The organism is Gammaproteobacteria bacterium, from assembly GCA_013816845.1.
Classification (GTDB): domain Bacteria; phylum Pseudomonadota; class Gammaproteobacteria; order DSM-16500; family DSM-16500; genus Aquicella.
This window is the reverse complement of the sequence record JACDDU010000001.1, coordinates 523,771-549,047: the sequence shown is the minus strand read 5'-3', so window position 1 is coordinate 549,047 and position 25,277 is coordinate 523,771. Positions and strand designations below refer to the sequence as shown.

Sequence of the window (25,277 nt, the reverse complement as noted above, 5' to 3'; positions counted from 1 at the left end):
AAACCGGTAAGTTAACCAAATAGGAGACGCCACATTTTTTTATTACCGATTGCGTTTGAAATTTCCGTAAAAATGATATAAAAAACAAAAAAAATGCTTACACCGATTTGTGTTGACCAAAAAACTGGGGAAGAAAGTTTAATAAGCAAAATCTTTCCTATTTCATTGGCACGATGATCAAGTAATAGACGTATTGAATTATCTACAATTCGAAAAATTAATACAGCAGAAACATAAATAAATGTTTTCCAAAAAATATTATAGATAAGCGGTTTATCTGGAAAGGCATCAATAAAAGGAAATTTTTCAACGATAACAATAATTTTTCCGACAACTAAAGCTGCAATAGTCATTTCTAAATAAGAAAAATAACGAATGTCATAGGAAGCTAATAAAAGTCCAACGCTAAAGTGAACTAAATTAAATGCTATACAGAAGTAAATAATGGCAGGCAAAACTTTAATTGCCTCATTTTTAATCCACTTACTCGCGCCAGCCATCCGAGCTCCTTAAAAAATAATTATCCTTGAGGTAAAAGCGATGAGTACGCCTCGCTCTAAAACATGATTGCGCCCTCTTGAAGAATCAGTATAATCATTCGCTAAATGGAATTTAAGTACTTTTTCAAGGCAGACTCTCACTTACTTTAAAAAAAGGAAAGGACTATGAGAAAAATTCAGTTATGTGCTACAGCCTTAATGAGCTTGTTCACTGCATCTGTTGCTTTTGCTAGCTCTGACATGTTAAGCAACTACTACAGCAGCCAACGTCCGCAAGCTACCGCCGCAATTAAAGCTTCCTTGCACCCACCAACAGATATTACCGTAATTAATGCATCAACAAGTCATATTTATGCAGTGGTTCCAAATAGTCCAATTAATGATTTAATTAATCCAGGGTTTAACGATCACATTTATAACACCAATCCTAACGTATGGAGTACTTTACTTGTTTTACAAGACCCATACCGTGGTACCTTTTTTAATGCCAACGTTTGCCGTCTAGCAATTGTAACGGTATATGGCACACCAGGAAGCTACAGAATTAATACAGATACAGATTTGTGTAACTAAGCTTGATATGAATAATGGCGAGTTGGACTCGCCATTATTTAATAAACTTGATTATTTTGTTCAAAATCTATTTAAAGCACTTATTGTGCGTCGGCACGCAGCAATCTACAGGATTAATAACGACACGATGACGTCGGTGAGAACTCCACATATTGGCTGGGTTTTGAGTATTACTATAGTTAATTGATTGATTGTTTGTTGGAAAATTTGTTGAAGGTTGAGAGCTACTATACCCAGGACTGGTTGTTGATGGGTAACTGCTGCTTGAACTGTAACTACCGCCATCACTAATTCCGCCAGTACTTGAACTATAACCACCGTTTCCATTGCTTGAACTATAACCATTCATACTCATACTCTTTCTCCTTTGCTTTTTATGAATACTAATTCTTAGTATTTATTTGGCCCTGCAAGAAATGCAGAGCCAAATTTTGACGTATCTACTCTAGTATGGATATTGATCTAAAGTCGATTACTTTTTAACGTAACACGTCACGTTTCCATCAGCTGATAATGGCATTTTAGTGATGCGAATTTCACCGGTATCATCCTGGTTATTTGGATTTTCAAAACGACCGTTGATTTCTACTTTTGCAGATGGATTGGCATTATACAAACCACCGCCATGGGTCATTTTAAAATCTTTTCCTGGCGTAATACTGAATTTCAAACTACCAGCATCTGATTTCACTTCGCATACGTAATTAAGACCGGAAGAAGGTGTTACCTTATACACGGTTTGGCCACCATCATTGCCTGGGACTGGACACGTGCTACCTAACTCACAAGTTTGAGCAAGACTCTTGACTGGAAAAGCTTCAGCAATTGGAAAGTAACAAGCAGAAGCTGCAATAGCTGCGAATAAAAATTTCATACTTACTTTTTTAAATTTCATAAAAACTCCCATTAAAATAAATGTATCATTGATTAAAACTAATTGATGAATGTTTTCGAGCGTTATGAACGCTGTTGATTTAAATAAAAGCTAGCGACACAATTGATTTGATTCGTTGTAACAAAGATCAAATTTGCAGTCGAGATATTTTAAGAAGTGAATTCACCTAGCCATGGTATATCAAAATAATTTCAAGTTCAACCTGTTCAAGAAAGCGCTATATTTTTTCTTGTTTTTTAAATTAGCAATAAGAATATCAAATTACAAATTTTGATTTATTGAGCTTGATTAAAATGATTCTCAATAAATTCTATCGCGTGAAGCGCAAGCATTTTATGAACTTGCGACGTAACATGCACTTGATCCCAGAATAAATATTCATGGGGATTGGTGCATGGAGTTATATTTTCCGCATCTTCTGCGACGCGATACGCTTCTAAAAGGGCAGGCGATGTTGCAACGAAATGGGCAAGGCTTTGCGCATTAAACTTATTTGAAATCTTAGAATTTACTTCATTCATTTTATTTAATTTATAATGCACCTTAAAATGCTGGTAAAGTTCTTGTTCTAATAGTTTGCTGTCATCCTGTTGATCCCTAAAAGAATACGGCCCTTGCCAACATGCTTCATGAATATTATTAATCTGAGTGTGATATTTTTTATTTACAGCATCAGTATGCTTCAAGATATTATCAAAAAGTTTATTAATACTGAAAAGTTGAATATTAACGTGCTTATAACCAGCTTCAATTTCTGCAACAGCCAGATCGAGTTTAAGATTATGTAACATTGAAACCCATTGCAAAGTTTCTGCAATGGGACTACTTTTACCATAGGGTGTTTTTGCTAGATTAGGTAAATTAATAATAATAAAATTTTTCCCACCACGATTAATCAAGGACTCTACAACACCTTTAATGGTTTTAACGACATCAGTTGTAACTTTGTCTAGCTCAATCTTACCAGGGAGATAATCGTTGGCGCCAATCCAAATGATATATAGAGCATTCGTACGATCTTGCCACGCCGTTCTTACCAGATAGCTCTTGAGTGACCAGTTTAAATTATAAGGAAGATATCCACTCATGGGGCCATGATATAAAACTGTTTCCCCACCAAAAGCGAAGTTAACTGAAGGCGTAGCATTTTTATCATGGTAATATTGACTTACTAACTCACTCCAGACGATACCATTTGAAAATCTTCCATGAAAGTAAGGCGGAGATTTTGGTAACACACCCCAATCATACCAATAGAGATTGCCATTATCAGTTAAACTATCACCAAAGAAAACAATTTGCTTGAAAGGCGTCCCTGAGCCCGCCCAAAGTTGCTGAGGAAAAAATGATTGAGAAATTATGAATAAAAAAAATAATAATTTTTTTCTGCTTTGCATAAAGCCCTCAACGTCCAATTGTCTTGCGTCATTTCTACCTCATCCCTTGGGGTTGAGTAAACTATTTTTTTTAATCACATAGTTTCAATAGCAAAGTACAATGTAAGTTAAAGCTTTTATATGTAAAGCATGCTAGTTTAAAGTCCGAATGGTTTGCATGGAAAGGGCCCTTAAAAAACGAACTGTCGCAATATTTGCAGCAATCACACCGCTATAAGCAGAGCAAGCTTGTATGGGTTGTTCTATTTTATATACCGAAATATTTAAAATTCTATTACTCGACGCTTTAGTAAGTTGGGTTCTAATGTAAAATTTAAGAATAGCGGGTGTTTGAGTAAAGTCTTGCTCCAATTTTAAAATTTGCGTATTCAAAATATAATTATAACGCCCACTAAACGGTGGAGAAACAATGGCATGAAAATAATGCGTACGCTGAAGCGTATCTACAATTAAAGGTTGCAACATTTCTTCTGGCCTTTCGACCCAGTGACTTTGGGTATAAAAATTAACTTCGAAAGGTTTCCTTGTGTAAGCCATTTCCTTGGTGTCGTATGCTGAAACAGTGTCAGGTTTCATTACCAACAAAGTAACATTTCGCTTTCTTTTTTTAACGACCGCGGCAGGTTCACTATCGATAATATAAGTACGATCTGGTTTTAATTTGACGGGAGAGAATACAGAGCAAGAGGAAATTGCTAAACATCCTATTGCTAAAGAAATATATTTTGAGACTGCTAACAAGTTGGTCATCATTTTCATCTTGTTTCACCTGGTCCTAAAATGGGTTTTTCTGAACCGCGAAGGAGAACGGATGGGTTTTGCCTAACCTCACTAGTTACTTCAGAAAGCGTGCGTGTAATATTATCGATATTAAAAAGTAAACGGGTTGTAGTGGGTAAAATTTGATTTTCCAATGCCCGCATTGTAGTAATACTTGCTCGCAATAAAGGCCTTAATTCTTGGGTCGCAATAGCGGTATTTTCCATAATAGTGGTTAGGCGTTGATTATTGCTAGCAAGACCCCGAGAAAGATTGTCGAGGTTAATTAGTATTTCCTTAATCGAATGTAAATTATCTTTATCGAGTAGAGACTGCACGGAAGAAGCAACGGTTTTCATGTTTTCAGTGAGCTGACTTAAAGCCGCATCCAGGCGCAAAAACAAGGAGGGAGAAGTTTTAATAATAGGATATTCTTCACCCCGGTTCGGTCGCAAAGGACGTAAATCATTACTTTTGTCCTTAAGCGCTACGTAAGTCATTCCAGTCAAGCCTCGAGAATTCAGAGTTGCTTCAGTTCCTTGCGAAACTGGCGCATCTTTACTGACATTTAAGAGTAATTCAACAAGTTCCGGATTCTCATTATTAATTTCAATACTTTTGACTGTACCTACTCCGACACCATTAAACTCTACAGGTGAATCGACATTGAGTCCTGAAACTGATTCTTTCATATAAACTTTATAGATTTTGTAGCCTTGAAAAGCAAAACCGGAAGATAGCCAGATAATTAGAAAAATGATTGCGATTAACAAGGATAAAACAAAAATCCCCGTCATAGTATAATTTGCATTAGTTTCCATGGTTTGTTCCTTGTTGGCTCTCTGCTGCCGCACGACCACGCGGACCATTAAAAAATGCTTGAATCATTGGATTTGGATTTTTCATCAATTTTGGCATTGTGTCCACATCTAACACAACACCTTCTCCTAAAAAAGCAACCCGATTGGCAATACGCCATAAGCTATCAATATCATGCGTAACCATCACAATCGTTAATCCCATAGAACTTTGTAAATCGGCAATAAGCTGATCAAAACCTGCTGCAGTTACAGGATCAAGACCGGAGGTAGGTTCATCTAAAAATACAATTTCAGGATCGAGCACGAGTGCTCGAGCAAGCCCTGCTCTTTTTTGCATACCACCTGATAATTCCGCAGGAAACTTTAAACCCGCTTCTTGTGGTAAACCGGCTAACATAATTTTTAAAAAAGCGAGGTCAGCAATCGTTTGTTGATCAAGATTCGTATGCTCTTTTAAGGGGAAAGCGACATTTTCTTCAAGGGTAAGCGAGCTGAACAAAGCGCTTTGCTGGAAAAGTGTACCCCATCGCTTCTGAATAGCTAAAAGAGTTTTAGGTGACGCTTGCGTTATTTCTTGACCAAAGACTTTGATACTGCCTGAAGTGGGTTTTGTCAGCGCAAGCATTTCTCGTAATAGAGTCGTCTTACCCGACCCACTTCCACCAACAATCGCTAACACTTCACCGCGATTAACGGTTAGGTTAATATTTTTATGAACCCACTCGCCGCCTAGCTTCGTTTTCATATCTTTGATTTCAATGATTGGATCAGTATTCATATTCATAATTTCATGATACTAAAAACAATTGAGAAGACAGCATCTGCAACAATGATAAAGAAGATGGAAAGTACGACACTGCGTGTTGTATTCTGGCCAACACTATCTGCGCTACCCTTAACACGCATGCCTTGAAAGCAACCAATGGTTGCTATGATGATGGCGAAAACAGGCGCCTTACCTAAGCCGATTAGTAGATTTTTTAACTTTACTGCATGCGGAAAACGATGCAAAAATTCATACCAGGTAACATCCATCATGCCATGCGCCATGGCCATACCGCCCATAACACCAAAAACGTCGGCCCAGACCGTAAGGAGGGGTAAGGCAATAAAAAGTCCTAAAATGCGGGGTAGCAATAGTAATTCTGCAGGCGTTACTCCCATCGTATTTAAGGCATCAATTTCTTGATTGATTTTCATCATGCCAAGTTGCGCTGTAAACGCAGAACCCGTTCTGCCGGCAACCATTATTGCTGTCAAAAGAGGACCAAATTCTCGGAGCACTGCAATGCCGACCAAGTCGACTATGAACGCATTAGCACCATAATTGCGAAGCTGCACCCCTAATTGATAAGTGATGACAACTCCAATCATAAATGACAAAAGCGCAATAATAGGCAACGCTTGGACGCCAGTTCTATAAATTACACTCGAAACTGCATTTACACGAAAACGATGGGGTTTTCGGACTATTCTCAACCCCTCGTAAAAAAGTAATCCTATAAAACCAAGATATTGATAAAGTTCTCGAGATTGTTCTACCGTGAACTGACCCACGAAATAAAAGAAATTTTTGGGTTTGGGTTTAGCTAACTTCACTTCATCTTTTAAATTTTTATCGATCATCGCAATTAATGCTTGATGATCTTCAGCAAAGTCTTGTAACTTAATTTCTACGCCTTGAGTTTTGCGTTTTTTTTGCCATTTATCTAAAAGCCAGGCCCCGGCACTATCCATTTTTTTGATATTTTGACCATTGATAGTGAGGCTTTCAATTTTTGTAGGGATTTGATTTAGACTTGTTTTGAGACGCGGGAGATGACTCACATCCCAATCACCTTCGCAAAAAAATATTTTTTTTTGCTCATCGAATTTATTTTGGCTAGGTGGCTGCATAGGCTTAATAATTACCAGTAATCGCCCAGTATTACCTGGATAATAAGGGAATGCAAATCCACTGTCACCTGTATTAACTTCTGGTGCTTACTTGCAAGTTTTGAATTGCTATGCACGTCATAACTCGGGGTGAACAACAATCTAAGCTTTAAGTCACAAGAAACGCCTAGGAATAAATCGTTGCAGGATCATTACTCAACGCTACCCTGCAACGCATCAGGATGACCTTAACTAATAGCAGGCTCTTTAACCTTAATCCAGGTTTGCGTACGCCCAAATAGAGGTAGTCCGAGATAACCCCGTACTTGGAGCTTCTGACCATTATCAGTTAAGCGAATGTTACAGTGATAAACTTTACCGTTTTTTGGATCTAAAATTTCACCATTTAACCATTCATTATTTTTTTCAGGACTTGGTTTTAATTTTTCTATGACAGTTAAGCCCACGATTCGTTGGTTATGTTTCTTTCCTTCACAAGCTCGGCACACCTCAATTTGCGGTTGTCCTTGCTGCGGAAAAATTTTTAAAACTTTACCGACTAAGGTTGAATCTGCTTCGGTTAGAATCTCCACAATAGCTTTTGGCTTTCCGGTAACGTCATCAATTGTTTTCCAATAGCCCGTTGGATTAATTGCATCGTTCGCGTATAAACCTGTAGCTAATAAGTAAGACAAAACGCCAATCCATTTAAATTTATTCATTTTGGGCTTCCTTGTGATCTAATATTGAAGAAATATTATTTTTTATCTCATCCTTAGGTTTGGTACCATCGATTCGAACATACACTGGGTTATGTTTTTGCAATGTGTTTAAGTGATGTTGATAAAAAGATTTAAGTGGTGCGGTTTGCGCTTCATAGATTTGCAGTCGCTTACATACAGTTTCTTCTGTGTCGTCCAATCGCTGAATGAGGGGCTCCCCCGTTACATCATCAATACCTTCCACTTGCGGCGGTTGATATTCGGTATGATAAATTCTGCCTGAACCTGGATGAATGCGACGTCCTGTTAAGCGTTTAATAATTTCATCATGGGGAACATCAATATCAATAACATAATCAATGGGGGTTGCGTCATGGAGTGCCTCAGCTTGTTTTAAAGTGCGAGGAAACCCATCGAGTAAAAAACCATTTTTGCAATCAGGTTGCTTGATACGATCCAACACCAGTTGAATAACAAGATTATCAGGCACCAACTGACCGCTATCAACTAGCGTCTTAACTTCGCGACCGAGCGGTGATTCATCTTTGATGGCCGCGCGAAAAATATCCCCAGTAGAAATTTGAGGTATTTGATATTGCGCTTTAATAAATTGGGCTTGGGTTCCCTTACCTGCACCTGGCGCGCCAAGCAAGATTAAATACATTGAGCCGTGCTCCTCTTCTTAAAAATAGATACACTTTCTCCATCACTCGCAGTGGAAATTTCACCTTTTGCAGGCAGTGGAGAAAGGTATTTTAGTGAGTCTAGAGGTTGAACTCAATGAAAGGTGCGTAAGTTGGGCAAAATTAAAGCTATCTTTTTAAATGTCGAAAAGGAATGGCTCGGGTATAGGCTTTAAGCATTTTAAAGGCCCGCTGGCTGCCTACATCATTCCATTGTTCATAAGCCTCAAGAGGCATTAAGTCAGGGTTTTGAATCGATTGGAGGACGTCCATAAGCACGACAAAGTCCATGGCCAGCATATTATAGATATCATCACTGGCATGCGAAATATTGGCATAGGCTGAACGGCCAACGTCGACAAAATAGCTTACTTTAGCCTGACGACGTTCTGCTGCTTGAGGGAAAAGTCCGGCAAAGAGCAAGCAACCGTCTCCGACATTTTGTAGCGATATATGGCGCATGCGATCACGCTGATTGATAGCTTCAAGAAAAGCCGTAGCAAAGATTTGCTTAGCCATCTCAGGCTTATCAATATAACGCGCTAAGAGGGAAACGAGGTATGCCTCCAACTCTTGCTTTAAGGTAACTGAACATTGATCTTCAGCCTGTTTAATCACATGATGCCATAGACCAATTGTGGTTCCGCCAGTCAGTAGGTTCATGGAAATCTCCTGCGTATAATTCTAATTATAGATCATAGATATGAAGATAAACCGGATGTAAAATCATTAAAAATCTGCTATCATATAGCCCTTATGTCTTACCCTACAAAAGTCCTGTTTATCTCCGATCTTCATCTCATGCCGGAAACACTTGAGATTAATCAAAAGTTTCTCAAACTTCTGCAAAATGCACCTCAACTCGGTGTGTGCAAATTGTTTATTCTGGGGGATTTATTTGAAGCCTGGATAGGCGACGATGATCACCACCCTTTCCACGAAAAAATAATCGAAGCTCTAAAGACCGCTACCACAAAAGGTATGCGTATTTATTTTCAGCGTGGAAACCGCGATTTTTTAATAGGAAAAGTTTTTTTACGTCAAACAGGTTGCGAACTTTTAGATGATGAACACCCTATAAAACTTTTTGGTACATCAGTTTTATTAATGCACGGCGATACTTTATGTACCGATGATATTGCTTATTTGCGTGCACGTAAATTCTTTCGATCGCCCATTATTCAATGGTTTTTCGGACGACTACCTCTAAGTTTACGACGCAAACTTGCTAACAATATTCGGCATAAAAGTCAGCAGCACACTCAGTCAACAAAACTGACGACCATGGATGTAACATCCCAAGCTGTGGAAGGGGTCATAAAAAAATATCAAGTAGAATACTTAATTCATGGCCACACTCATCAACCTAACATTCACCCTTTGCGCATTCAAAATAAAAAAATCACACGTATTGTTTTAGGAGCATGGCATAAAAAAGGAAATGCCTTGGTATGGGACGTTAAGGGAAAGAGGGCTTTAATTGAGTTTTAATGTAAATGGTAAGCACGTATCAGCATGCCTACCATCATCATCCTAGCTACCTTGCACCGTTACAGTTAACCTACGGGTGTAAGACTTAATGCGATGTTCCCAAATATATACTCCCTGCCAGGTACCTAATGCTAACTTTTTCCCTGTGATAGGTATAGTAAGAGAATTGGAAGTCAAAATTGCCCGAACATGCGCAGGCATATCATCTGGACCTTCTTCTACATGTTGATAAAGTGGATCGCCATCAGGAACCAGACGTTGCATAAAGGTTTCTAAATCTTGCTGGACTAAAGGATCTGCATTTTCACACAAAATTAGTGATGCACTGGTATGATGAAGAAAAACGTTACACAACCCCGTGGTAACCTCACATTCAGCAATCACTTTCGCAATATCTTTCGTTATATCTACAATGCGACGACCTGGCGTTATAACTTGTAATTGGGATTGAAAAATCATGATTGCGCTAAGGGTTTATAACTAATGACGATCCCATGAAGATGCATTTGATTTTCCAATTTATGCGCAACTGCACGTGCATCAGCATGTTTGGTTTCGGGCCCAACAAAAACACGTGTGCTATTACCAATACTGGTATCCACTTGCTGGATGAAAGCTTTAAAACCTTTCTCTCGCAATTGATTCACAAGCTTTACAGCATTATTTTTACTTTTAAAGCTACCCATTTGAATCACCCAAGCAGAATTTTTTAATTTAAATAATCCATCCTCATCAATTTTTGCGAAGTTTTTTATATTGATAGGCTGCAACGGCGTAGTTTTTTCTGCTAAGCGGGGACGACTTTTAATAGGTCGAAAAGATTTAGGTTTGGTTGGAACTGGTTTTTCAATCGTTACCTCTTCTTCCGAAGTTAAGGCGGGAGATGCTTTCGTATCTTGCTTACTAATCTCTTTATTGCTCTGGTTCATAGTTAATTTAGGAGAAAATTCTTCATCTTGTTCATCAGGTATAGGTTTCGTTGCCTCTTGACTCATTTGAGGATCATTAATAACACTAGGTCTTAATGCACCAAATGCACCTGGTAGAGATTCGGGAAGTTTTTCGTCTGGTAAGGCATTAGCTTCTTGAACTGTTTGATCGCTAGTGACACCCGCTGTATCAGGAGAATAGGAAGTATTCTCATCAGTAACTTGATGGGTATTTGCAGGGAAAGGCGGCGCCTTTAAAATAGTGGGCTCTCCTGGTGCGTCCTTGCCAGCCTGAAAAAAAATAAGTAATAAAACAAGGATGCTAAAGAAAATCGATAAGCCTAAAATTCTGTTTTTCGTTTTACTTTCCATGTTGACGTCAAACCTTTTAGTAAATGAGTGGCAAAAAAATCCATTTCCTATGTAGCAGTTATTTTTTGTTTCGTCAATTTCGCAATAATTCTCGCCACAGAAGGACGCATGTCATTACGATGTAAAATCATATCGATTGCACCATGTTCTAACAAAAATTCGCTACGCTGAAATCCTTCTGGTAAGGTTTCACGTACGGTTTGCTCAATAACCCTTGGACCTGCAAAACCAATTAATGCATTAGGTTCAGCAATAATAATGTCGCCAAGCATTGCAAGACTTGCAGAAACGCCGCCCATGGTGGGATCAGTAAGAACTGAAATGTAGGGAATGTTGGCTTCCGAAAGCAAGGCTAAAGCTGCACTCACCTTCGCCATTTGCATAAGTGAAATCAGAGCTTCTTGCATGCGCGCCCCCCCACTTGCAGAAAAACAAATGAGAGGTGATCGGTTTTGAATAGCTGCATTGACTCCTTGGACAAATCGTTCCCCAACAGCTGCACCCATTGAACCACCGATAAAAGCATATTCGAATGCACAAACGATAACAGGCATTTTATAAAGCACGCCACTCATCACGACTAACGCTTCAGTCTCACCTGTTTCACGTTGTGCCGTCATAATACGATCTTTATATTTTTTTAAATCTTTAAATTTTAACCTATCGTGCGGTAGAACTTCGGAACCTATCTCAAAGGTTTCACCGGTTTCATCTAAAAAGTATTCAATACGTTTGCGGGCTGAAATTCGAATATGAAAATCGCATTTTGGGCAAACTTCTAGATTTCGTTCGAGTTCAGAACGGTAAAGAACTGAGTTACAGTTATCGCATTTGGACCACAAACCTTCTGGCACCCCTTTCTTACTACTGCCGCCTGTTCGAATTCGAGAGGGAAGTAACTTTTTAAACCAATTCATAAGCTGCTCATTTATAATTAAATTTTTACATTTGTTCGCATTAAAGTTGCCCAGATTATAACAAAAAAGGTGTCGGGTTGAGAGGAAATTGATACTTTTCTGGATAGGCTACATTAATGAGATATAAACCTTCCGCCGCTGCTGTATCTGCCGCTAAACGTCTATTTCTAGCTTCTATCACTTCCTTCATCCAGGAAGGATCTTTCTCTCCCCGTCCAATTTTCATTAAAACACCAGCAATATTGCGCACCATATGATGCAAAAAAGCATTGGCTTCAATCTCTAATAAAATAAAATCATTCGTGCGCGCAATACTAAAATCAGTAATATTGCGTTTAGGCGTTTTGGAACCACACTTAGATGATCGAAAAGAACTGAAATCTTGTTCCCCTAATAAGTAGGATCCTGCTAAGCGCATAGGTTCGACATCGAGCGGGTAATAATGCCAGGCAACGCGATTGGCTAATGTTGCGCTTCGAATGGGATGGTTATAAATGATGTAGCGGTAACGTCTTGAAGTTGCACTAAATCGCGCATGAAATTGATAATCAACAGCTTTGGCCCAACGTACTGCAATAGCCGCAGGTAAATGGGAATTCGTTCCCCAGATCCAAGCATCGATATGACGCTTAGCTTGCGTATCAAAATGCACAACTTGAGAGGTAGCATGAACGTTAGAATCAGTCCGTCCCGCACAATGTAATAAAACAGGTTCGTTAGCAATTTTAGCAAGCGCCAATTCCAGGGTACGCTGAACCGTTACTAAGTCTTGTTGAACTTGCCAACCGTAAAAACCACTCCCATTATATTCAATTCCCAACGCAATGCGCATAGCCATATGAAGTTTAAACTCAAAGAAAAATTTTTATTATTGTAGTAGCCTTGATCCCGCTTGCATCAATCAAGATTACACTTGAGTTTCAAATTAAAATTGATTGAGCAAATTAGTTGCTTCTTGTTGTTGTATACGATTACCTTGTTTCACGACATTATCTAATATTTGCTTCGCGCTATCTCTTTTGCCGGTCTCAATGAAAGCACGTGCTAAGTCTAATTTAGTCGCAAAAACGTCTTCGCCCGCGATTGCATGGAAGTCTTGGTTATTAAGTTCCCCTTCAAGCGTATCCTGTCTAGCGCGATTATAGTTAATCTTGATGTGTTGAAGCAAATATAACCCTAGCCCTAAAATACTGACAGCTCCCATGAAAATAGCGAATAAAAGAGGTAAATAAAAATTAATAATAAAATAAATCATGCTGTTACCAACTTTTCTTGAAGTAAATATTCTGCGATTTGCAGGGCATTTAATGCGGCACCTTTCCTTAAATTATCTGCAACAATCCATAAGTTTAAGCCTTTTTCATGAGAAATATCTTCACGAATTCTACCAATGTAAACTGAATCTTTTCCAGCAGCGTCAACTGCTGGTGTTGGATAATCGTGAGTTTCGGGCATCATTTTGATACCTGGTGATTGTGAAAGGAGACGTTTCGCTTGCGTTGCAGTCATTTTATCTTTTGTTTCAATGTGAACGGATGCTGCATGCCCACAGACCACCGGAACACGCACAGCTGTAGGATTAATCGCTAAATTATTATCGTTAAAAATCTTTTGCATTTCCCAAACAATTTTCATTTCTTCGCGGGTATAACCATTCTCTAAAAAATCATCAATATGAGGCAATACATTAAAGGCAATTTGCTGAGCATAGACTTTAGGATAGATGGGTTGATGATTTAAAATTTGCTGGGTTTGCGCCATCAATTCGTTAATAGCATCTTTTCCCGTGCCTGAAACGGATTGATAGGTAGATATATTGATACGCGAAATACCAACGGCGTCATAAATGGGTTTTAACCCGACGGCTACAGGAATGGTATTACAATTTGGACTGGCAATAATATTTTTTTTTCTGAAAGGAGGTAAATCTTGTAAATTCACTTCGGGAATAATTAAGGGAACTTCAGGGTCATTCCTGTAAAAATAACTCTTATCAATAACCACACTGCCAGCAGCACCCGCAATTGGTGCATATTTCTCAGCTAAAGCATTACTCACACAAAAAAAAGCAAGTTGCGTTTGAGTAAAATCAAAAGTGTCTAAATCTTGAAGTAAGATTGATTCATTGCGAAATGAAAGGTATTTGCCAGATGATTTTTCACTTGCCAGTAAGTAAATTTTTTTTATAGGAAAAGATCGTTCTTCTAATAATTGAAGCAGAGTCGTACCAACTAAACCCGTCGCTCCTACAATTGCAATTGAACAAGACATAATACTTTGCTCACCTCAGTTGGAGAAATAAATCATCGATCAAATTTTTATTTAGTTTGTTCCACGCTTTGCAGCCATACGCTAATCGTTTCCCCTAAAAGTTCAGGATTACTCTCTTGGGCAAGGTGTAATTCTTCGCCAAGATCAGCGACTTCTAGATTGGGTAAGTTTTCTTTAGCCCACATCACTGTGGCAATGGTCGTAACAAAACCAGGAATGGTATAGAGAAAAAGTTTTGGCAGTTTGGACTGAATTAATTTTTTTGAATAATTCACAATTAATTGCTCTACCTTTCCCTCACCATTTCCTCTGGGTAGATCACGAAGATATTGAACAATCGGTTTCGCGTTCCCTTGCAAAAAAGGTTCTCGATAGTTTTGCATTTCAACCTCAGAGAGCGTGCGCATCGCATTTTGAGGAAGAATTTTATCAATAAAAGATACGCCGTCTATCATCATCTCAGGCATTTCCTCTTCAACGCCCAACGACATTAATTGCTCTTGAAAAGGTAAGGAAATATCCTGGCTATCCGCTGCGCGTAAAAAAGCTTCGTAAAAAACTAACCCTTTGCAGTTACTCTCATGGCGCATAGCATAATCAAGTCCAATTACACTTCCCCAACCATGCATAATTACAGTTATTCGCTTCAAACCCATCACTTTAATAAATTCTTCAATATATTTAATATGATCAAAAATGGAATACTCTATATCAGGCTTGCCCGAACGACCGAAACCAATTAAGTCGGGAGCGATGCAGCGACCGAGTGGTGCAAGATGCGGAATAATATTACGCCATATATAACTAGAAGTCGGGACACCATGTAATAAAAGAATGGGGTCCCCAACACCGTCTTCAATATAGTGAATTTGCGAGTTAAGCACATTTACATATTTAGAAGGGTAAGAAAGTTTTTCTGAGTTCTGCGGGTTTGCCATGAGCCTATCCTTATGCTGCTTGGGCGAAATCAAACAATTCTCGAAGTGCGACTGAGTATGCAACAAATCCTACCATATCACTTGACTTGATATCAGCAAGCAATTTCTGCCAACGGTCAACAAAAAAAGGATGCTTTCCCATCCATAAATCTATACGTTCCGCAATCCCTTTACCTTTAGCTTCATTACTTTTAAGCTTTAGCACTTTGGCACTTAAAATACGTTGAATTCGGTCGAGGTCATCACGAAAACCAGCTCGTGCGAGTTCATCCCACTGATTTTCAACGATGTAAGAACCCATTAAATCCCGCAGGCCATTAAGCTCCAATCGGTTGCCTAGCATATAATAAGTTTTCGCAACTTCTGCTAAATTCAATTCATATTCTTGCGCTGCATCAACAATATCAAGCGAAGTAAATAATGTACCGCAGCTGGCGACGCCTCGGGCCAATTTATCCGGCACCCCTTGTTCAGTGAAATAATGAATGGCGGCTTGGTAAGCTTCCTTATCGGGTACATCTAACAAATGAGGAAGTTGAGTAATGAGTTCGGTGATATGGAGGGAAAAATCAGCGATAGTTTGTTCAATATTGATATTCGGTTTGCGGTTGCGTAGAAACCAACGCGTCGAGCGACGGATTAAATAATAAATTTGCAACATCATACGATATTGAATGATGGGGTCAACTTGATAATCGAGTAAATTAATTTGCTGCCAGATCTCTTCCATATTATAAATGTTTTCAGCAATAACAAAGGCACGAATAATAAATTCAACTGAGGCACCGCTTTCACGCTGCAAGCGTTCAATAAAATTAATGCCCATTCGATCGGTTATACTTTTGCAAAGTTGCGTGGCAATAATTTCACGCCGCAGACTATGTTCTTTCATTTCATTTGAATATTTACCACGCAAGGCTTTTGGAAAAGCAACAACCAAATAACGATTGAAATAAGGATCTTCAGGTAAGCTGGAAGTTAGTAAATCTTGCTTCAAAAACATTTTGGAATAAGCCAATAACATAGCAATTTCAGGACGCGTTAAAGGTTTATTATTCGCTTTACGTTCAAGGAGCATTTTATCATCAGGTAGATATTCTAATTTTCGATCGAGGCGCTCTTTTTTTTCTAAATCGTTCATGTACTGACGGAATAAATCCATCGTTTGCTGGGCAACGGATGCTTCTAGTGACAACATTTGTGTTTGTTCATAATTGTCATTCAATACCAAGGAAGCAACTTCAGCCGTCATTGTTTCTAATAACTTATTACGCTGCTCGCGAGTCATACGACCCTCGGCGATAAGACGATTCAAAAGAATTTTGATATTAACTTCATGGTCTGAGCAATCAACGCCTGCGGAATTATCTATAAAATCAGTATTGACGATACCACCTTGCAAAGAATATTCGATGCGAGCTAATTGTGTTACGCCTAAATTACCCCCTTCCGCAATAACACGTGCGTTAATTTCGGTAGCATCTAAACGAATTGCATCATTGGTACGATCGCCCACATCTAAATGAGTTTCGGTGCTTGCTTTAATGAAGGTACCGATACCTCCATTCCAAATGAGATCGACAGGTATCCTTAGAAGGGCGCGAATAAGTTCGTTCGGCACCATGCTATCTTTTTTGGTATTAAGAATATGCTTAATCTCAGGAGTTAGCTTGATTGATTTAGCTGCTCGATTAAAAACGCCGCCCCCTTCCGAAATTAATTTGGGATCATAATCAATCCAACTGGAGCGAGGTAAATTGAACAAGCGCAATCGCTCATCATAGCTAATCGTCGGATCGGGATCTGGATCTAAAAAAATATGCATGTGGTTAAAAGCCGCAATTAATTTGATATGTTTTGACAAAAGCATGCCGTTGCCAAACACATCGCCGCCCATATCTCCAATACCCACAACAGTGAAATTATCTTTTTCCGGGTCAATTCCTAATTCGCGGAAATGACGTTGTACTGAAACCCAAACACCTCTTGAGGTAATACCCATTTTTTTATGATCGTAACCTGCCGATCCACCCGATGCAAAAGCATCATCGAGCCAAAAACCATACTCTTGCGCAATAGAATTGGCGATATCAGAAAAAGTAGCCGTCCCTTTATCTGCTGCAACAACAAGGTAAGGGTCATCTTCGTCATATCGGATCACATTTTCAGGCGGAATAATTTGCCCTTCTTTAATATTATCTGTGACATCGAGCAAACCTCTGATAAAAGTTGAATAGCACCCGATGGCAACTTTCATATAATCATCTCGGGTAATTTCAGGGGTTAACGCTTGCTTGACTACGAAGCCACCTTTAGCCCCTTCAGGAACAATCACGGTATTTTTGACTTGCTGCGCTTTCATTAACCCTAATACTTCAGTGCGAAAATCTTCCTTCCGATCAGACCAACGCAAGCCACCGCGTGCAACTTTGCCAGCCCGTAAATGCACACCTTCAACGAGAGGTGAGTAAACAAAAATTTCGTATTTCGGCCTGGGTAAGGGTAGATCCGAAATAGCATTAGGATTAAATTTAAAAGATATATAGTCCTTGGCTTCCTTCCTGTGATTGCGCTGATAATAATTAGTACGCAATGTTGCTTGGATTACTTCAAGAATCCGACGTAAAATGCGATCTTCATCTAAACTTAAAACTGCATCCAGTAATTGTTCAATATTCGTGATTATTTCTTTTTGACCTATCTGCCGGTGATTAATCGTTGCAGGATCAAAACGAAGCGTAAAGAGTTGTACTAATAAGCGTGTAATTTCAGCATTGTTAATTAAGGCTTGTTCAATATAATTCTGACTAAAGGTAAAGCCTGTTTGACGAAGATACTTCGTATAAGCACGTAACATTGCAGTTTCTTGCCATGTTAAGTTAGATTCCAACACAAGTCGGTTAAAGCCGTCGTTCTCAGCTTGTCCGAACCAAATTTTAGCAAATGCTTCTTGAAAATTGTCTTTAATGTTATTGATATCTAATGCTTTGTTGCTGCCATAAGTCATATCAAAATCGTTTATCCAAATTCTTTCGCCACTTTTCAATTTAATTTCATGAGGTCGTTCACCAATAATACGCAAACCCATGTTTTCTAAAATAGGAAGTACGTCAGATAAAACAATCGTCTGTTCAGCATGAAATAATTTTAAACTTAATTTTTTAAGGTCATCAGATTGAGAAAACAGCATTGTCAAGGGATATTCTTTTGACAAGGTATCCATGCGATCAATATCATCTAATGCATCCGGCGTCGTATAGTATTCGGTAAAGCTCGTCGGGAAAGCTTTATAATATTTATTAAAAGTTTTTAGTCCTATAGCCTCACCAAATTTTTCCACTAAGTGATCTTTCAAATCCTCAGACCAGGAGCGTGCAACTTGAATTAATTTTTTTTCAATCTGGCCGACATTATATTCAATGGGAGATTTGGGGTTTACGCGAACTTGAAAATGAATACGTGCTAAAACTGAATCAGAGAAATAAGTAGTGAAAGTACTTTCCAGTCCGTTAAATGATTCTATTAAAATAGTTTGCATCGCAAAAGCAAGTTCTGTTGTAAATATTTCCCGGGGAACAAATACGAGGCAAGAAAAATATCGGTAAAAGGCGTCCCTGCGCACGAGTAAACGAATGCGTTTTCGTTCTTTAAGTTGAATAATACCGCGAGTTAAATCAACTAAATCTTCAATCGACGCTTGAAATAAATCATCACGAGGTAAAGTTTCTAAAATATGGACAGCTTCCTTACCATCATGACTATCCGTGGGGAAACTCAAGTCTTCTAAAATTTTATCGACCTTATGTCTCAAGAATGGAATATGGCGTGGACTTGAATTGTAGGCAGTTGAAGTATAAAGACCGATGAAACGTCTTTCTCCAATTAACTCACCCTTTTCATTAAAACGTTTTACACCAATATAGTCAGTATAAGCTTGACGATGAACACTTGAGGTTGTATTAGTTTTTGCAATGATTAAAATATTTTTTGATAACGCCATTTTACGAGCTTGCGGCGGTAATTCGGCATAGCTTTTAGATGTGGGAGTGAGGGTTTCATCACGCAAAACACCTAGCCCCGATCCAGGAATAATTTGTAGGGCTCGGTTCGTACCATTTCCAATCAGTTTATAATCGCGCGCTCCCAAGAAGGTAAAATTATTTGAAATGAGCCAACGCAAAAAATCACGGGACTCAACTAACTCTTCTGCTTCAAGGCGGGGAGGATTTTTTTCTAATTCATGTAAGCAGTCTTCTACTCTTGCAACCATTTTGCGCCAATCTGCAACTGCGACCCGAACGTCACCTAAAACCCGCAGAATATCATTCTTTAAATTTTCCATTTCAACTTCATCAGACAGCCTATCAATTTCTATATAGATAGGCGCTTCGGTGGTAACATCTTGCCCTTTGTAGCCCTGCGGCATCATTTCGCGAATACAAAAATTATCGTCTCGCTTAACTTTCAAGCCACCAAAATGCATGATGAAATGGATTTGATAGCCGTGGCTGTTAATTGCCATACGACTTGAGTCAACCAGAAAAGGAATGTCATCGTGCGAAATTTGAATGACGGTATGACGCGAAAAAAATCCATCCTTAACTTTATCTGGATTGAATATCCTGACTTTCGTTTCTCCTGGTTCGCGTTGATAAATCAACTGCCAATGGGAGAGCAAGATTCCGTATAAATGTGCTATAGAATGCTCGCGCAAATCTTCGGGTGCACTGGAAGAGAAGTAATGAGTAGCAAAAACAATGAGCAAATCAGCTATTTTGCTGGGCGCATGGTTTTTAATATAAGCATTTAATTGATTAATAATATTTTGCGTTTCACCATGACTTACACCCGACATATTACTGCCTCTTTGGCTTTGTTATGTTTATCTATAACCTAAAAAGTTTAGCGCGATTAAGTTCAATGCTTCAACGAAGATAGTTAGGGAATGCCTGATGCGCTGCAACCCCTCCTTCCTGTCGCCATTGGCGCTCCGCTAGCAATAACAAGCCTTCCGGAGACGTAGTCATATTCGCCGCTATTTCTATAGGTGGACTTGTCATTAAGCTTACCAAATTGGGATCTTTAATTAACCATCCATCGCCAACACCCCAGAACGATGTTGTCCCAACTGCTGAAGTAATCGAAAGATCTGTAAAATTTTTTACCACTTGTCGGTTTGCAAGCATTGTAGAGCCTAATTGATCATGCAATTTTTGATTCTCTTTTAGATTATACACTTCTTCTTGTCCACGTAATTCTACCATCCCTGTATGATTAACTTCGAAACAAGCTAGATAAATTTGCCCCATTCGAGCGTCTACCGCTGTGACGATACAGGGCCAGCCGTGCTTTATGGCGGCTGATTGCGCGAGAACGGCAAGGGATGATATAGGAATGAGCGGTTTATGATGTGCATAGGCTAGACCCTGCGCGAGCGCATTAGCAATACGCACCCCGGTGAACCGGCCCGGTCCGCGACCATAGGCGATGAAATCAAGGTCGGCAATACTTGCGCCAACTTCTGCCAATAATTCTTCAATCAAAGGTAAAATGTAATGGGTCTGCTGAGATGTTGTATCTTCAAAGCGTGAGGCGATGCGCTGATTAAATTGGAGTGCAACTGTACAACCCGAATATGCTGTATCAAAGGCAAGAATATTCACTGATAGTCTCAATCGATGTTGGGTCAATGAGGGTACTTGGGATACTTTATTTTGGCCATTCTTTTTCTAAATATTGAATTTTTTCGTCAACATCTTTCCACTCGTCTGCATCCGGCGGCGCTTCTTTAATGCGAGTAATATTAGGCCATTTCTCAGCTAACTCAGTATTTATTTCTAAATAGAATTGATAGGGCTCAGGAAGGTCATCTTCAGAATAAATCGCATTGACGGGGCATTCTGGCTCGCATAGAGCACAATCAATACATTCCGTGGGATTAATGACAAGAAAATTTGGACCTTCGTAGAAGCAATCTACAGGGCATACTTCTACACAATCCGTATATTTGCAGCGTATGCATTTCTCTGTTACCACAAAAGTCATGGCAATAGTTTACTCTCAAAGGCAGTCAATGTCATTTTGTCGAGTAACGAACAGATTATCAGAAATGCCCGGGGCCGGAATCGAACCGGCACGAGATTAGATCCCGAGGGATTTTAAGTCCCTTGCGTCTACCAGTTCCGCCACCCGGGCATTTTCAGTTACACTTCTCAACACGTGATTTTGCTAAAACTAAACTTGATCTTTAAAAGCTTTTATCCATCTTTAAAGTATCTAAGCAGGCTGGGGTCGGAATCGAACCGGCGTCCACGGCTTTGCAGGCCGCTGCATAACCACTCTGCCACCCAGCCAAATAAAAAACCTCAGATTACTGAGGCTTAAACAATTTTTGGAGCGGGAAACGAGACTCGAACTCGCGACCCCAACCTTGGCAAGGTTGTGCTCTACCAACTGAGCTATTCCCGCAAAATCCTAAATTATTTGTACTTCCAACCACACTTTCATTGCGGTGTAATTCTATCCCGCAAGCCCGTGAAGTCAAGCAATTTATAAATATAATTTAATAACTTGTAGATATTTATTCCGCAAATGCGTTAAGTACAACTTTTAACAAACTTTAAAAGCTTAGGATTTGGCTGCGCTTTAATTGCATGTGTTTCAAGGTTAAGAAATGGCCTGGGCAATTTTCGTTCTATAGGCGGAAAAAATAGGAAAAGTTTATGAACGGTTAATACAAAAAGGACCGATCGGACTTAACTTGGATCCAAGCGGCTTTAAGGTACATCAGCATAGACCAAATGGTTAGTACAGCTGCTGCATACAATAAGACGTAGCCAATAAAGATTAAGGTTGCGCTGGACGTATTATCACAGTAGAGCATTACGACTAAAGCAAGCATTTGAACGGCAGTTTTAATTTTACCCAAAGGTGACACAGCAACTTTGGCACGCTTACCAATTTCAGCCATCCATTCTCGCAATGCAGATACGATTATCTCACGAGCCACAATCACAGCTGCGGGTATGGTGATCAAAGCACTAGGAATCGAAATAACGGCAGCGTTGAGATTGACGAACTGGAACGTAGGTTCTGCAATAATGAGCACTAAGGAGATACAAACCATTAACTTATCTGCAACGGGATCCAAAAAAGCACCCAGTTTAGTCGACTGTTTTAAATAACGAGCTAAATAGCCATCCAACCAATCTGTAATCGAGGCGATGGCAAAGACAATAGCTGCTGACAAATGGGCCCACCAGACGGGTAGATAGAAGAAAACAACGAGCAAAGGGATAACGGAAATACGAATTAATGTAAGTATGTTTGGCCAATTAAACATTTGATCATGGGATCGTATCATGTAAAGTTGCAAATATTCGTTCTGCTAACGAGCGGTTAATACCGGGTACCTTTGTCAACTCATCAAGACTAGCATGAGCTAGGCCCTGAATACCACCAAAATAACGTAACAATTCACGACGTCGTTTCGCTCCGATTCCTGGTATAAGTTCAAGTGTTGATTGCCGTCGGGTCTTATCTCGTTTATTACGGTGGCCAGTGATAGCAAATCGATGCGCTTCATCTCGAATCTGCTGAATTAAATGGAGCGCTATGGAATCTGCGGGCAAGTGTCTAGGCCCTTCATCAGTAATTAATGTTTCAAATCCTGGTTTACGGTCCGGTCCTTTTGAGACACCTATAACTTTTAAACCGGTGATGTTTAAACTTTGCAATATCTCTTGCGCCACACGGCGTTGGGCGACCCCGCCATCGATCAATACCACTTCAGGCATCGCTACAGCATCTTTTTGCAAGCGCTTAAAACGTCTTTCGAGAACTTGACGCATCGCTGCAACATCATCACCGGGAATAATGTTTTTTATATTAAAACGCCGATAATCTCGCTTTAAAGGACCTTCTTGGTTAAAGACCACACACGATGCCACAGTCGCCTCGCCCGAACTATGACTGATATCAAAACACTCAATGCGTTCTGGTAGCTTCGCTAAATGTAACGCTGCCTGTAGAGCACGAAGTCGATCTTCCATATTTGTTTTACTTACAACATGAGCCGATAAAGTTTGTTCTGCAGTTTTAGCAGCCATTTGAATCCACTTATGCTTTTCTCCGCGCGCAGGATTTAAAACCACGACTTTTTGTTTAGCAAAATCACTCAAAACATTTTCTAGCATTTTTTTATCAAGAATAGCTTCTTCGACAATAATTTCTTTTGGGATAGCATCGATATGCGAAGGATGGCTTAAATAATGTTGCGTTATAAAAGCCGTGATAATTTCAGCATGCGTTGCATGACTAGGCACCGTGGGAAAATAAGATCGACTTCCTAAAATTTGTCCCCCACGAATTGATAAAAGCTGAACACAAATAATTCCGGCTTGGACCGCCATGCCTATAACGTCAGCATTTCCATCGGTAACATTGATATACTGACGCTCTTGAATAGAACGCAATCGTTTAATTCGATCTCGAATATGAGCCGCCGTTTCGAAATCTAAACCTTTTGCAGCACCTTCCATTTGCACTTGAAGCTGTTCAATAACAATATCTGATTTACCTTCTAAAAAGAGAATCGCAAGCTGCAAATTTTTGTCATACTCTTCTTTGGTTATGAGTCCCGCGCAAGCTCCTGTGCACCTGCCAATTTGATAGAGTAAACAGGGCCGACTTCGCGCATCAAAATGATTATCGCGACAGGTTCTAATTCCAAATATTTTTTGTAGTAAACTGATTGTTTCGCGCACAGAACCAGCACTCGGATAAGGCCCAAAATATAACCCCCCTTTACGACGAGCCCCCCGATATAAATCAATACGAGGGAACGGGTGATCAATACTAATCAAAATGTAAGGGTAACTTTTGTCATCACGTAATAAAACATTATAGCGAGGTCGATGTTTTTTTATTAAATTGCATTCTAGTAAAACCGCTTCATTTTCACTGTAAGTAACCGTGATATCGATATCTTTAATTTGTTTAATTAAAGAAGCTGTTTTCAAATCAGTACTATTTTTAGTAAAATAACTGGATATTCTTTTTTTTAGATTTTTTGCCTTTCCGACATATAAAACCTCCCCGCTTTCACCAAGCATTTGGTAAACACCAGGATGGTGAGAAAGATTTGATAGAAAAATCTTAATATTAAGCATGGTAGGTCGGTTCACAGGAATTTATTTTATTATATCGGTTTTTACCTTGTCTTGATAAAACGCCTGAAAATCAAAGCTTAAACTTACTCGTGCTCAGCTTTTGCTCCCTCAATCATACCGAGACGCATTGCCATCAGCGTCAGTTCCACATCGCTATCGATACCTAACTTATCAAAAATGCGGTAACGATAACTATTTACGGTTTTAGGCGATAAGCATAATTTTTTTGAAATATCTTGGACTTTTTGCCCCTGTGTAATCATCAGCATAATTTGCAATTCACGCTCAGACAATACATCCAAGGGGGACTCTTCTCCTTTGGTGAACCGTTTAATTGCAATTTGTTGAGCAATGCCTGGGCTAATGTAACGTTGCCCAGAATGAATCGTTCTGATAGCACGAATCATTTCTTCAGGATCACAACCCTTGGTAATGTACCCTGAAGCACCTGCCTGCAATAAACGAGATGGATAAGGTTCATCGGCATATATAGTTAAAGCAAGAATTTTTATATCGGGGTTATGTCGAATCATTTTACGAGTTGCTTCAAGACCACCAATGCCCGGCATGTGCACATCCATTACAACTACATCTGGTACTAATTCTTTTGCTAATAGAACCGCTTCCTCACCTGTGCCTGTTTCGCCTACTACTTTCATTCCCTGAACGTCTTGTAACAGACGTTTAATTCCCATACGCACAAGTTCATGATCATCTACTAGCAGAACTTTTATCAATGCAGTCCCCTAAAATTCGGCGTAAATTTGGCGGAGAGAGAGGGATTCGAACCCCCGGAGCCCGTAAGGACTCAACGGTTTTCAAGACCGCCGCTTTCGACCGCTCAGCCATCTCTCCAAAATGTCTTCTTGGGTGGTCAAATCGCAAGCACAGAATAGTAACGTTATTTTAAAAAAACGTCTACATCACTATGATCATGTAATGCATCTTCTTCTAAAGCTTGGCA

26 protein-coding genes and 4 tRNA genes are annotated in these 25,277 nt (G+C 39.4%); 2 read left to right on the top strand and 28 right to left on the bottom strand.

The features are described 5' to 3' along the window. Nucleotides 1-11 precede the first annotated feature (11 nt). Nucleotides 12-500 (bottom strand): hypothetical protein, encoded by a 489-nt coding sequence (locus tag H0W64_02555; GenBank protein ID MBA3660584.1) that lies wholly within the window; start codon nucleotides 498-500, stop codon nucleotides 12-14. A 165-nt stretch (nucleotides 501-665) separates the two neighbouring features. Between H0W64_02555 and H0W64_02550 the strand changes: the two genes are divergently transcribed. Beyond that, nucleotides 666-1,073 carry a hypothetical protein gene (locus tag H0W64_02550; GenBank protein MBA3660583.1) on the top strand — a complete coding sequence of 136 codons (408 nt, stop codon included), beginning with the start codon at nucleotides 666-668 and terminating at the stop codon, nucleotides 1,071-1,073. A gap of 105 nt (nucleotides 1,074-1,178) precedes the next feature. On the opposite strand, the gene H0W64_02545 is transcribed toward H0W64_02550, so the two are convergent. The 10 genes from H0W64_02545 to H0W64_02500 form a co-directional block, all read right to left on the bottom strand. Then, nucleotides 1,179-1,418, bottom strand: a complete 240-nt coding sequence (locus tag H0W64_02545) for a hypothetical protein (protein MBA3660582.1) — start codon at nucleotides 1,416-1,418, stop codon at nucleotides 1,179-1,181. Nucleotides 1,419-1,545: 127 nt separating this feature from the next. After that, the gene (locus H0W64_02540) at nucleotides 1,546-1,968 is read right to left on the bottom strand and encodes a hypothetical protein (protein ID MBA3660581.1); all 423 of its coding nucleotides are present in this window, start codon (nucleotides 1,966-1,968) and stop codon (nucleotides 1,546-1,548) included. Nucleotides 1,969-2,243: 275 nt separating this feature from the next. Continuing rightward, the gene (locus H0W64_02535; protein ID MBA3660580.1) at nucleotides 2,244-3,365 is read right to left on the bottom strand and encodes an SGNH/GDSL hydrolase family protein; all 1,122 of its coding nucleotides are present in this window, start codon (nucleotides 3,363-3,365) and stop codon (nucleotides 2,244-2,246) included. 132 nt (nucleotides 3,366-3,497) lie between these two features. Next, nucleotides 3,498-4,124: a membrane integrity-associated transporter subunit PqiC gene (locus H0W64_02530; GenBank protein ID MBA3660579.1), complete on the bottom strand. Its 627-nt coding sequence runs from the start codon at nucleotides 4,122-4,124 to the stop codon at nucleotides 3,498-3,500. Beyond that, nucleotides 4,121-4,945: an MCE family protein gene (locus H0W64_02525; GenBank protein ID MBA3660578.1), complete on the bottom strand. Its 825-nt coding sequence runs from the start codon at nucleotides 4,943-4,945 to the stop codon at nucleotides 4,121-4,123. Before H0W64_02525 ends, H0W64_02530 begins: the two co-directional genes overlap by 4 nt. Then, entirely contained in the window at nucleotides 4,935-5,729 is a 795-nt protein-coding gene (locus H0W64_02520) for an ATP-binding cassette domain-containing protein (protein MBA3660577.1), read from the bottom strand. Before H0W64_02520 ends, H0W64_02525 begins: the two co-directional genes overlap by 11 nt. Beyond that, the gene (locus H0W64_02515) at nucleotides 5,726-6,841 is read right to left on the bottom strand and encodes an ABC transporter permease (GenBank protein MBA3660576.1); all 1,116 of its coding nucleotides are present in this window, start codon (nucleotides 6,839-6,841) and stop codon (nucleotides 5,726-5,728) included. The genes H0W64_02520 and H0W64_02515 overlap by 4 nt, the downstream gene beginning before the upstream one ends. 227 nt (nucleotides 6,842-7,068) lie before the next feature. Then, on the bottom strand, nucleotides 7,069-7,524 hold the full coding sequence (locus tag H0W64_02510) for a DUF2147 domain-containing protein (protein MBA3660575.1): 456 nt from the start codon (nucleotides 7,522-7,524) through the stop codon (nucleotides 7,069-7,071). Between the two features lie 10 nt (nucleotides 7,525-7,534). Beyond that, nucleotides 7,535-8,206 carry an adenylate kinase gene (gene adk, locus H0W64_02505; GenBank protein ID MBA3660574.1) on the bottom strand — a complete coding sequence of 224 codons (672 nt, stop codon included), beginning with the start codon at nucleotides 8,204-8,206 and terminating at the stop codon, nucleotides 7,535-7,537. A gap of 148 nt (nucleotides 8,207-8,354) precedes the next feature. Next, nucleotides 8,355-8,888, bottom strand: coding sequence for a hypothetical protein (locus H0W64_02500; GenBank protein ID MBA3660573.1), 534 nt, complete (start codon nucleotides 8,886-8,888; stop codon nucleotides 8,355-8,357). 138 nt (nucleotides 8,889-9,026) lie between these two features. Between H0W64_02500 and H0W64_02495 the strand changes: the two genes are divergently transcribed. Beyond that, nucleotides 9,027-9,716, top strand: a complete 690-nt coding sequence (locus tag H0W64_02495; GenBank protein ID MBA3660572.1) for a UDP-2,3-diacylglucosamine diphosphatase — start codon at nucleotides 9,027-9,029, stop codon at nucleotides 9,714-9,716. Nucleotides 9,717-9,758: 42 nt separating this feature from the next. On the opposite strand, the gene H0W64_02490 is transcribed toward H0W64_02495, so the two are convergent. From H0W64_02490 to H0W64_02410, 17 genes are all read right to left on the bottom strand, one after another. Next, nucleotides 9,759-10,175 (bottom strand): YjbQ family protein, encoded by a 417-nt coding sequence (locus tag H0W64_02490; GenBank protein MBA3660571.1) that lies wholly within the window; start codon nucleotides 10,173-10,175, stop codon nucleotides 9,759-9,761. Next, entirely contained in the window at nucleotides 10,172-11,017 is an 846-nt protein-coding gene (locus H0W64_02485) for an SPOR domain-containing protein (GenBank protein ID MBA3660570.1), read from the bottom strand. The genes H0W64_02490 and H0W64_02485 overlap by 4 nt, the downstream gene beginning before the upstream one ends. A gap of 47 nt (nucleotides 11,018-11,064) precedes the next feature. Continuing rightward, the gene (locus tag H0W64_02480; protein ID MBA3660569.1) at nucleotides 11,065-11,934 is read right to left on the bottom strand and encodes an acetyl-CoA carboxylase carboxyltransferase subunit beta; all 870 of its coding nucleotides are present in this window, start codon (nucleotides 11,932-11,934) and stop codon (nucleotides 11,065-11,067) included. A 55-nt stretch (nucleotides 11,935-11,989) separates the two neighbouring features. Continuing rightward, nucleotides 11,990-12,766, bottom strand: coding sequence for a tRNA pseudouridine(38-40) synthase TruA (gene truA, locus H0W64_02475; protein ID MBA3660568.1), 777 nt, complete (start codon nucleotides 12,764-12,766; stop codon nucleotides 11,990-11,992). A gap of 93 nt (nucleotides 12,767-12,859) precedes the next feature. Beyond that, nucleotides 12,860-13,189: a hypothetical protein gene (locus H0W64_02470; GenBank protein MBA3660567.1), complete on the bottom strand. Its 330-nt coding sequence runs from the start codon at nucleotides 13,187-13,189 to the stop codon at nucleotides 12,860-12,862. Next, entirely contained in the window at nucleotides 13,186-14,205 is a 1,020-nt protein-coding gene (locus tag H0W64_02465) for an aspartate-semialdehyde dehydrogenase (protein MBA3660566.1), read from the bottom strand. The genes H0W64_02470 and H0W64_02465 overlap by 4 nt, the downstream gene beginning before the upstream one ends. 47 nt (nucleotides 14,206-14,252) lie before the next feature. Then, nucleotides 14,253-15,143, bottom strand: coding sequence for a haloalkane dehalogenase (locus H0W64_02460; GenBank protein ID MBA3660565.1), 891 nt, complete (start codon nucleotides 15,141-15,143; stop codon nucleotides 14,253-14,255). Between the two features lie 10 nt (nucleotides 15,144-15,153). After that, nucleotides 15,154-19,998 (bottom strand): NAD-glutamate dehydrogenase, encoded by a 4,845-nt coding sequence (locus H0W64_02455; protein MBA3660564.1) that lies wholly within the window; start codon nucleotides 19,996-19,998, stop codon nucleotides 15,154-15,156. A gap of 70 nt (nucleotides 19,999-20,068) precedes the next feature. Beyond that, on the bottom strand, nucleotides 20,069-20,806 hold the full coding sequence (gene tsaB / locus H0W64_02450) for a tRNA (adenosine(37)-N6)-threonylcarbamoyltransferase complex dimerization subunit type 1 TsaB (protein MBA3660563.1): 738 nt from the start codon (nucleotides 20,804-20,806) through the stop codon (nucleotides 20,069-20,071). Nucleotides 20,807-20,852: 46 nt separating this feature from the next. Further along, the gene (locus H0W64_02445; GenBank protein ID MBA3660562.1) at nucleotides 20,853-21,188 is read right to left on the bottom strand and encodes a ferredoxin family protein; all 336 of its coding nucleotides are present in this window, start codon (nucleotides 21,186-21,188) and stop codon (nucleotides 20,853-20,855) included. 65 nt (nucleotides 21,189-21,253) lie between these two features. Next, nucleotides 21,254-21,338, bottom strand: a tRNA-Leu gene (locus tag H0W64_02440). 87 nt (nucleotides 21,339-21,425) lie between these two features. Beyond that, nucleotides 21,426-21,496: transfer RNA gene (locus tag H0W64_02435), tRNA-Cys, on the bottom strand. Between the two features lie 39 nt (nucleotides 21,497-21,535). Beyond that, nucleotides 21,536-21,611, bottom strand: a tRNA-Gly gene (locus H0W64_02430). 262 nt (nucleotides 21,612-21,873) lie between these two features. After that, entirely contained in the window at nucleotides 21,874-22,485 is a 612-nt protein-coding gene (pgsA, locus tag H0W64_02425; GenBank protein ID MBA3660561.1) for a CDP-diacylglycerol--glycerol-3-phosphate 3-phosphatidyltransferase, read from the bottom strand. Nucleotides 22,486-22,489: 4 nt separating this feature from the next. Further along, nucleotides 22,490-24,313, bottom strand: a complete 1,824-nt coding sequence (gene uvrC / locus H0W64_02420; GenBank protein MBA3660560.1) for an excinuclease ABC subunit UvrC — start codon at nucleotides 24,311-24,313, stop codon at nucleotides 22,490-22,492. 83 nt (nucleotides 24,314-24,396) lie between these two features. Then, nucleotides 24,397-25,050, bottom strand: a complete 654-nt coding sequence (uvrY, locus tag H0W64_02415; GenBank protein ID MBA3660559.1) for a UvrY/SirA/GacA family response regulator transcription factor — start codon at nucleotides 25,048-25,050, stop codon at nucleotides 24,397-24,399. A 28-nt stretch (nucleotides 25,051-25,078) separates the two neighbouring features. After that, a tRNA-Ser gene (locus H0W64_02410) sits at nucleotides 25,079-25,168 on the bottom strand. Nucleotides 25,169-25,277 lie beyond the last annotated feature (109 nt).

Bases quoted from the DNA above. Each gene is read 5' to 3' on its own strand.
- H0W64_02555 (MBA3660584.1), bottom strand. From the start codon at position 500: ATGGCTGGCGCGAGTAAGTGGATTAAAAATGAGGCAATTAAAGTTTTG.
- H0W64_02515 (MBA3660576.1), bottom strand. From the start codon at position 6,841: ATGCAGCCACCTAGCCAAAATAAATTCGATGAGCAAAAAAAAATATTT.
- H0W64_02465 (MBA3660566.1), bottom strand. From the start codon at position 14,205: ATGTCTTGTTCAATTGCAATTGTAGGAGCGACGGGTTTAGTTGGTACG.
- H0W64_02460 (MBA3660565.1), bottom strand. From the start codon at position 15,143: ATGGCAAACCCGCAGAACTCAGAAAAACTTTCTTACCCTTCTAAATAT.
- H0W64_02500 (MBA3660573.1), bottom strand. From the start codon at position 8,888: ATGAACCTACTGACTGGCGGAACCACAATTGGTCTATGGCATCATGTG.
- H0W64_02480 (MBA3660569.1), bottom strand. From the start codon at position 11,934: ATGAATTGGTTTAAAAAGTTACTTCCCTCTCGAATTCGAACAGGCGGC.
- truA (MBA3660568.1), bottom strand. From the start codon at position 12,766: ATGCGCATTGCGTTGGGAATTGAATATAATGGGAGTGGTTTTTACGGT.
- H0W64_02485 (MBA3660570.1), bottom strand. From the start codon at position 11,017: ATGGAAAGTAAAACGAAAAACAGAATTTTAGGCTTATCGATTTTCTTT.
- H0W64_02455 (MBA3660564.1), bottom strand. From the start codon at position 19,998: ATGTCGGGTGTAAGTCATGGTGAAACGCAAAATATTATTAATCAATTA.
- H0W64_02525 (MBA3660578.1), bottom strand. From the start codon at position 4,945: ATGGAAACTAATGCAAATTATACTATGACGGGGATTTTTGTTTTATCC.
- uvrC (MBA3660560.1), bottom strand. From the start codon at position 24,313: ATGCTTAATATTAAGATTTTTCTATCAAATCTTTCTCACCATCCTGGT.
- H0W64_02535 (MBA3660580.1), bottom strand. From the start codon at position 3,365: ATGCAAAGCAGAAAAAAATTATTATTTTTTTTATTCATAATTTCTCAA.
- H0W64_02545 (MBA3660582.1), bottom strand. From the start codon at position 1,418: ATGGTTATAGTTCAAGCAATGGAAACGGTGGTTATAGTTCAAGTACTG.
- H0W64_02495 (MBA3660572.1), top strand. From the start codon at position 9,027: ATGCCGGAAACACTTGAGATTAATCAAAAGTTTCTCAAACTTCTGCAA.
- pgsA (MBA3660561.1), bottom strand. From the start codon at position 22,485: ATGTTTAATTGGCCAAACATACTTACATTAATTCGTATTTCCGTTATC.
- adk (MBA3660574.1), bottom strand. From the start codon at position 8,206: ATGTATTTAATCTTGCTTGGCGCGCCAGGTGCAGGTAAGGGAACCCAA.
- H0W64_02530 (MBA3660579.1), bottom strand. From the start codon at position 4,124: ATGAAAATGATGACCAACTTGTTAGCAGTCTCAAAATATATTTCTTTA.
- H0W64_02550 (MBA3660583.1), top strand. From the start codon at position 666: ATGAGAAAAATTCAGTTATGTGCTACAGCCTTAATGAGCTTGTTCACT.
- H0W64_02520 (MBA3660577.1), bottom strand. From the start codon at position 5,729: ATGAATATGAATACTGATCCAATCATTGAAATCAAAGATATGAAAACG.
- H0W64_02540 (MBA3660581.1), bottom strand. From the start codon at position 1,968: ATGAAATTTAAAAAAGTAAGTATGAAATTTTTATTCGCAGCTATTGCA.
- H0W64_02490 (MBA3660571.1), bottom strand. From the start codon at position 10,175: ATGATTTTTCAATCCCAATTACAAGTTATAACGCCAGGTCGTCGCATT.
- H0W64_02445 (MBA3660562.1), bottom strand. From the start codon at position 21,188: ATGACTTTTGTGGTAACAGAGAAATGCATACGCTGCAAATATACGGAT.
- H0W64_02470 (MBA3660567.1), bottom strand. From the start codon at position 13,189: ATGATTTATTTTATTATTAATTTTTATTTACCTCTTTTATTCGCTATT.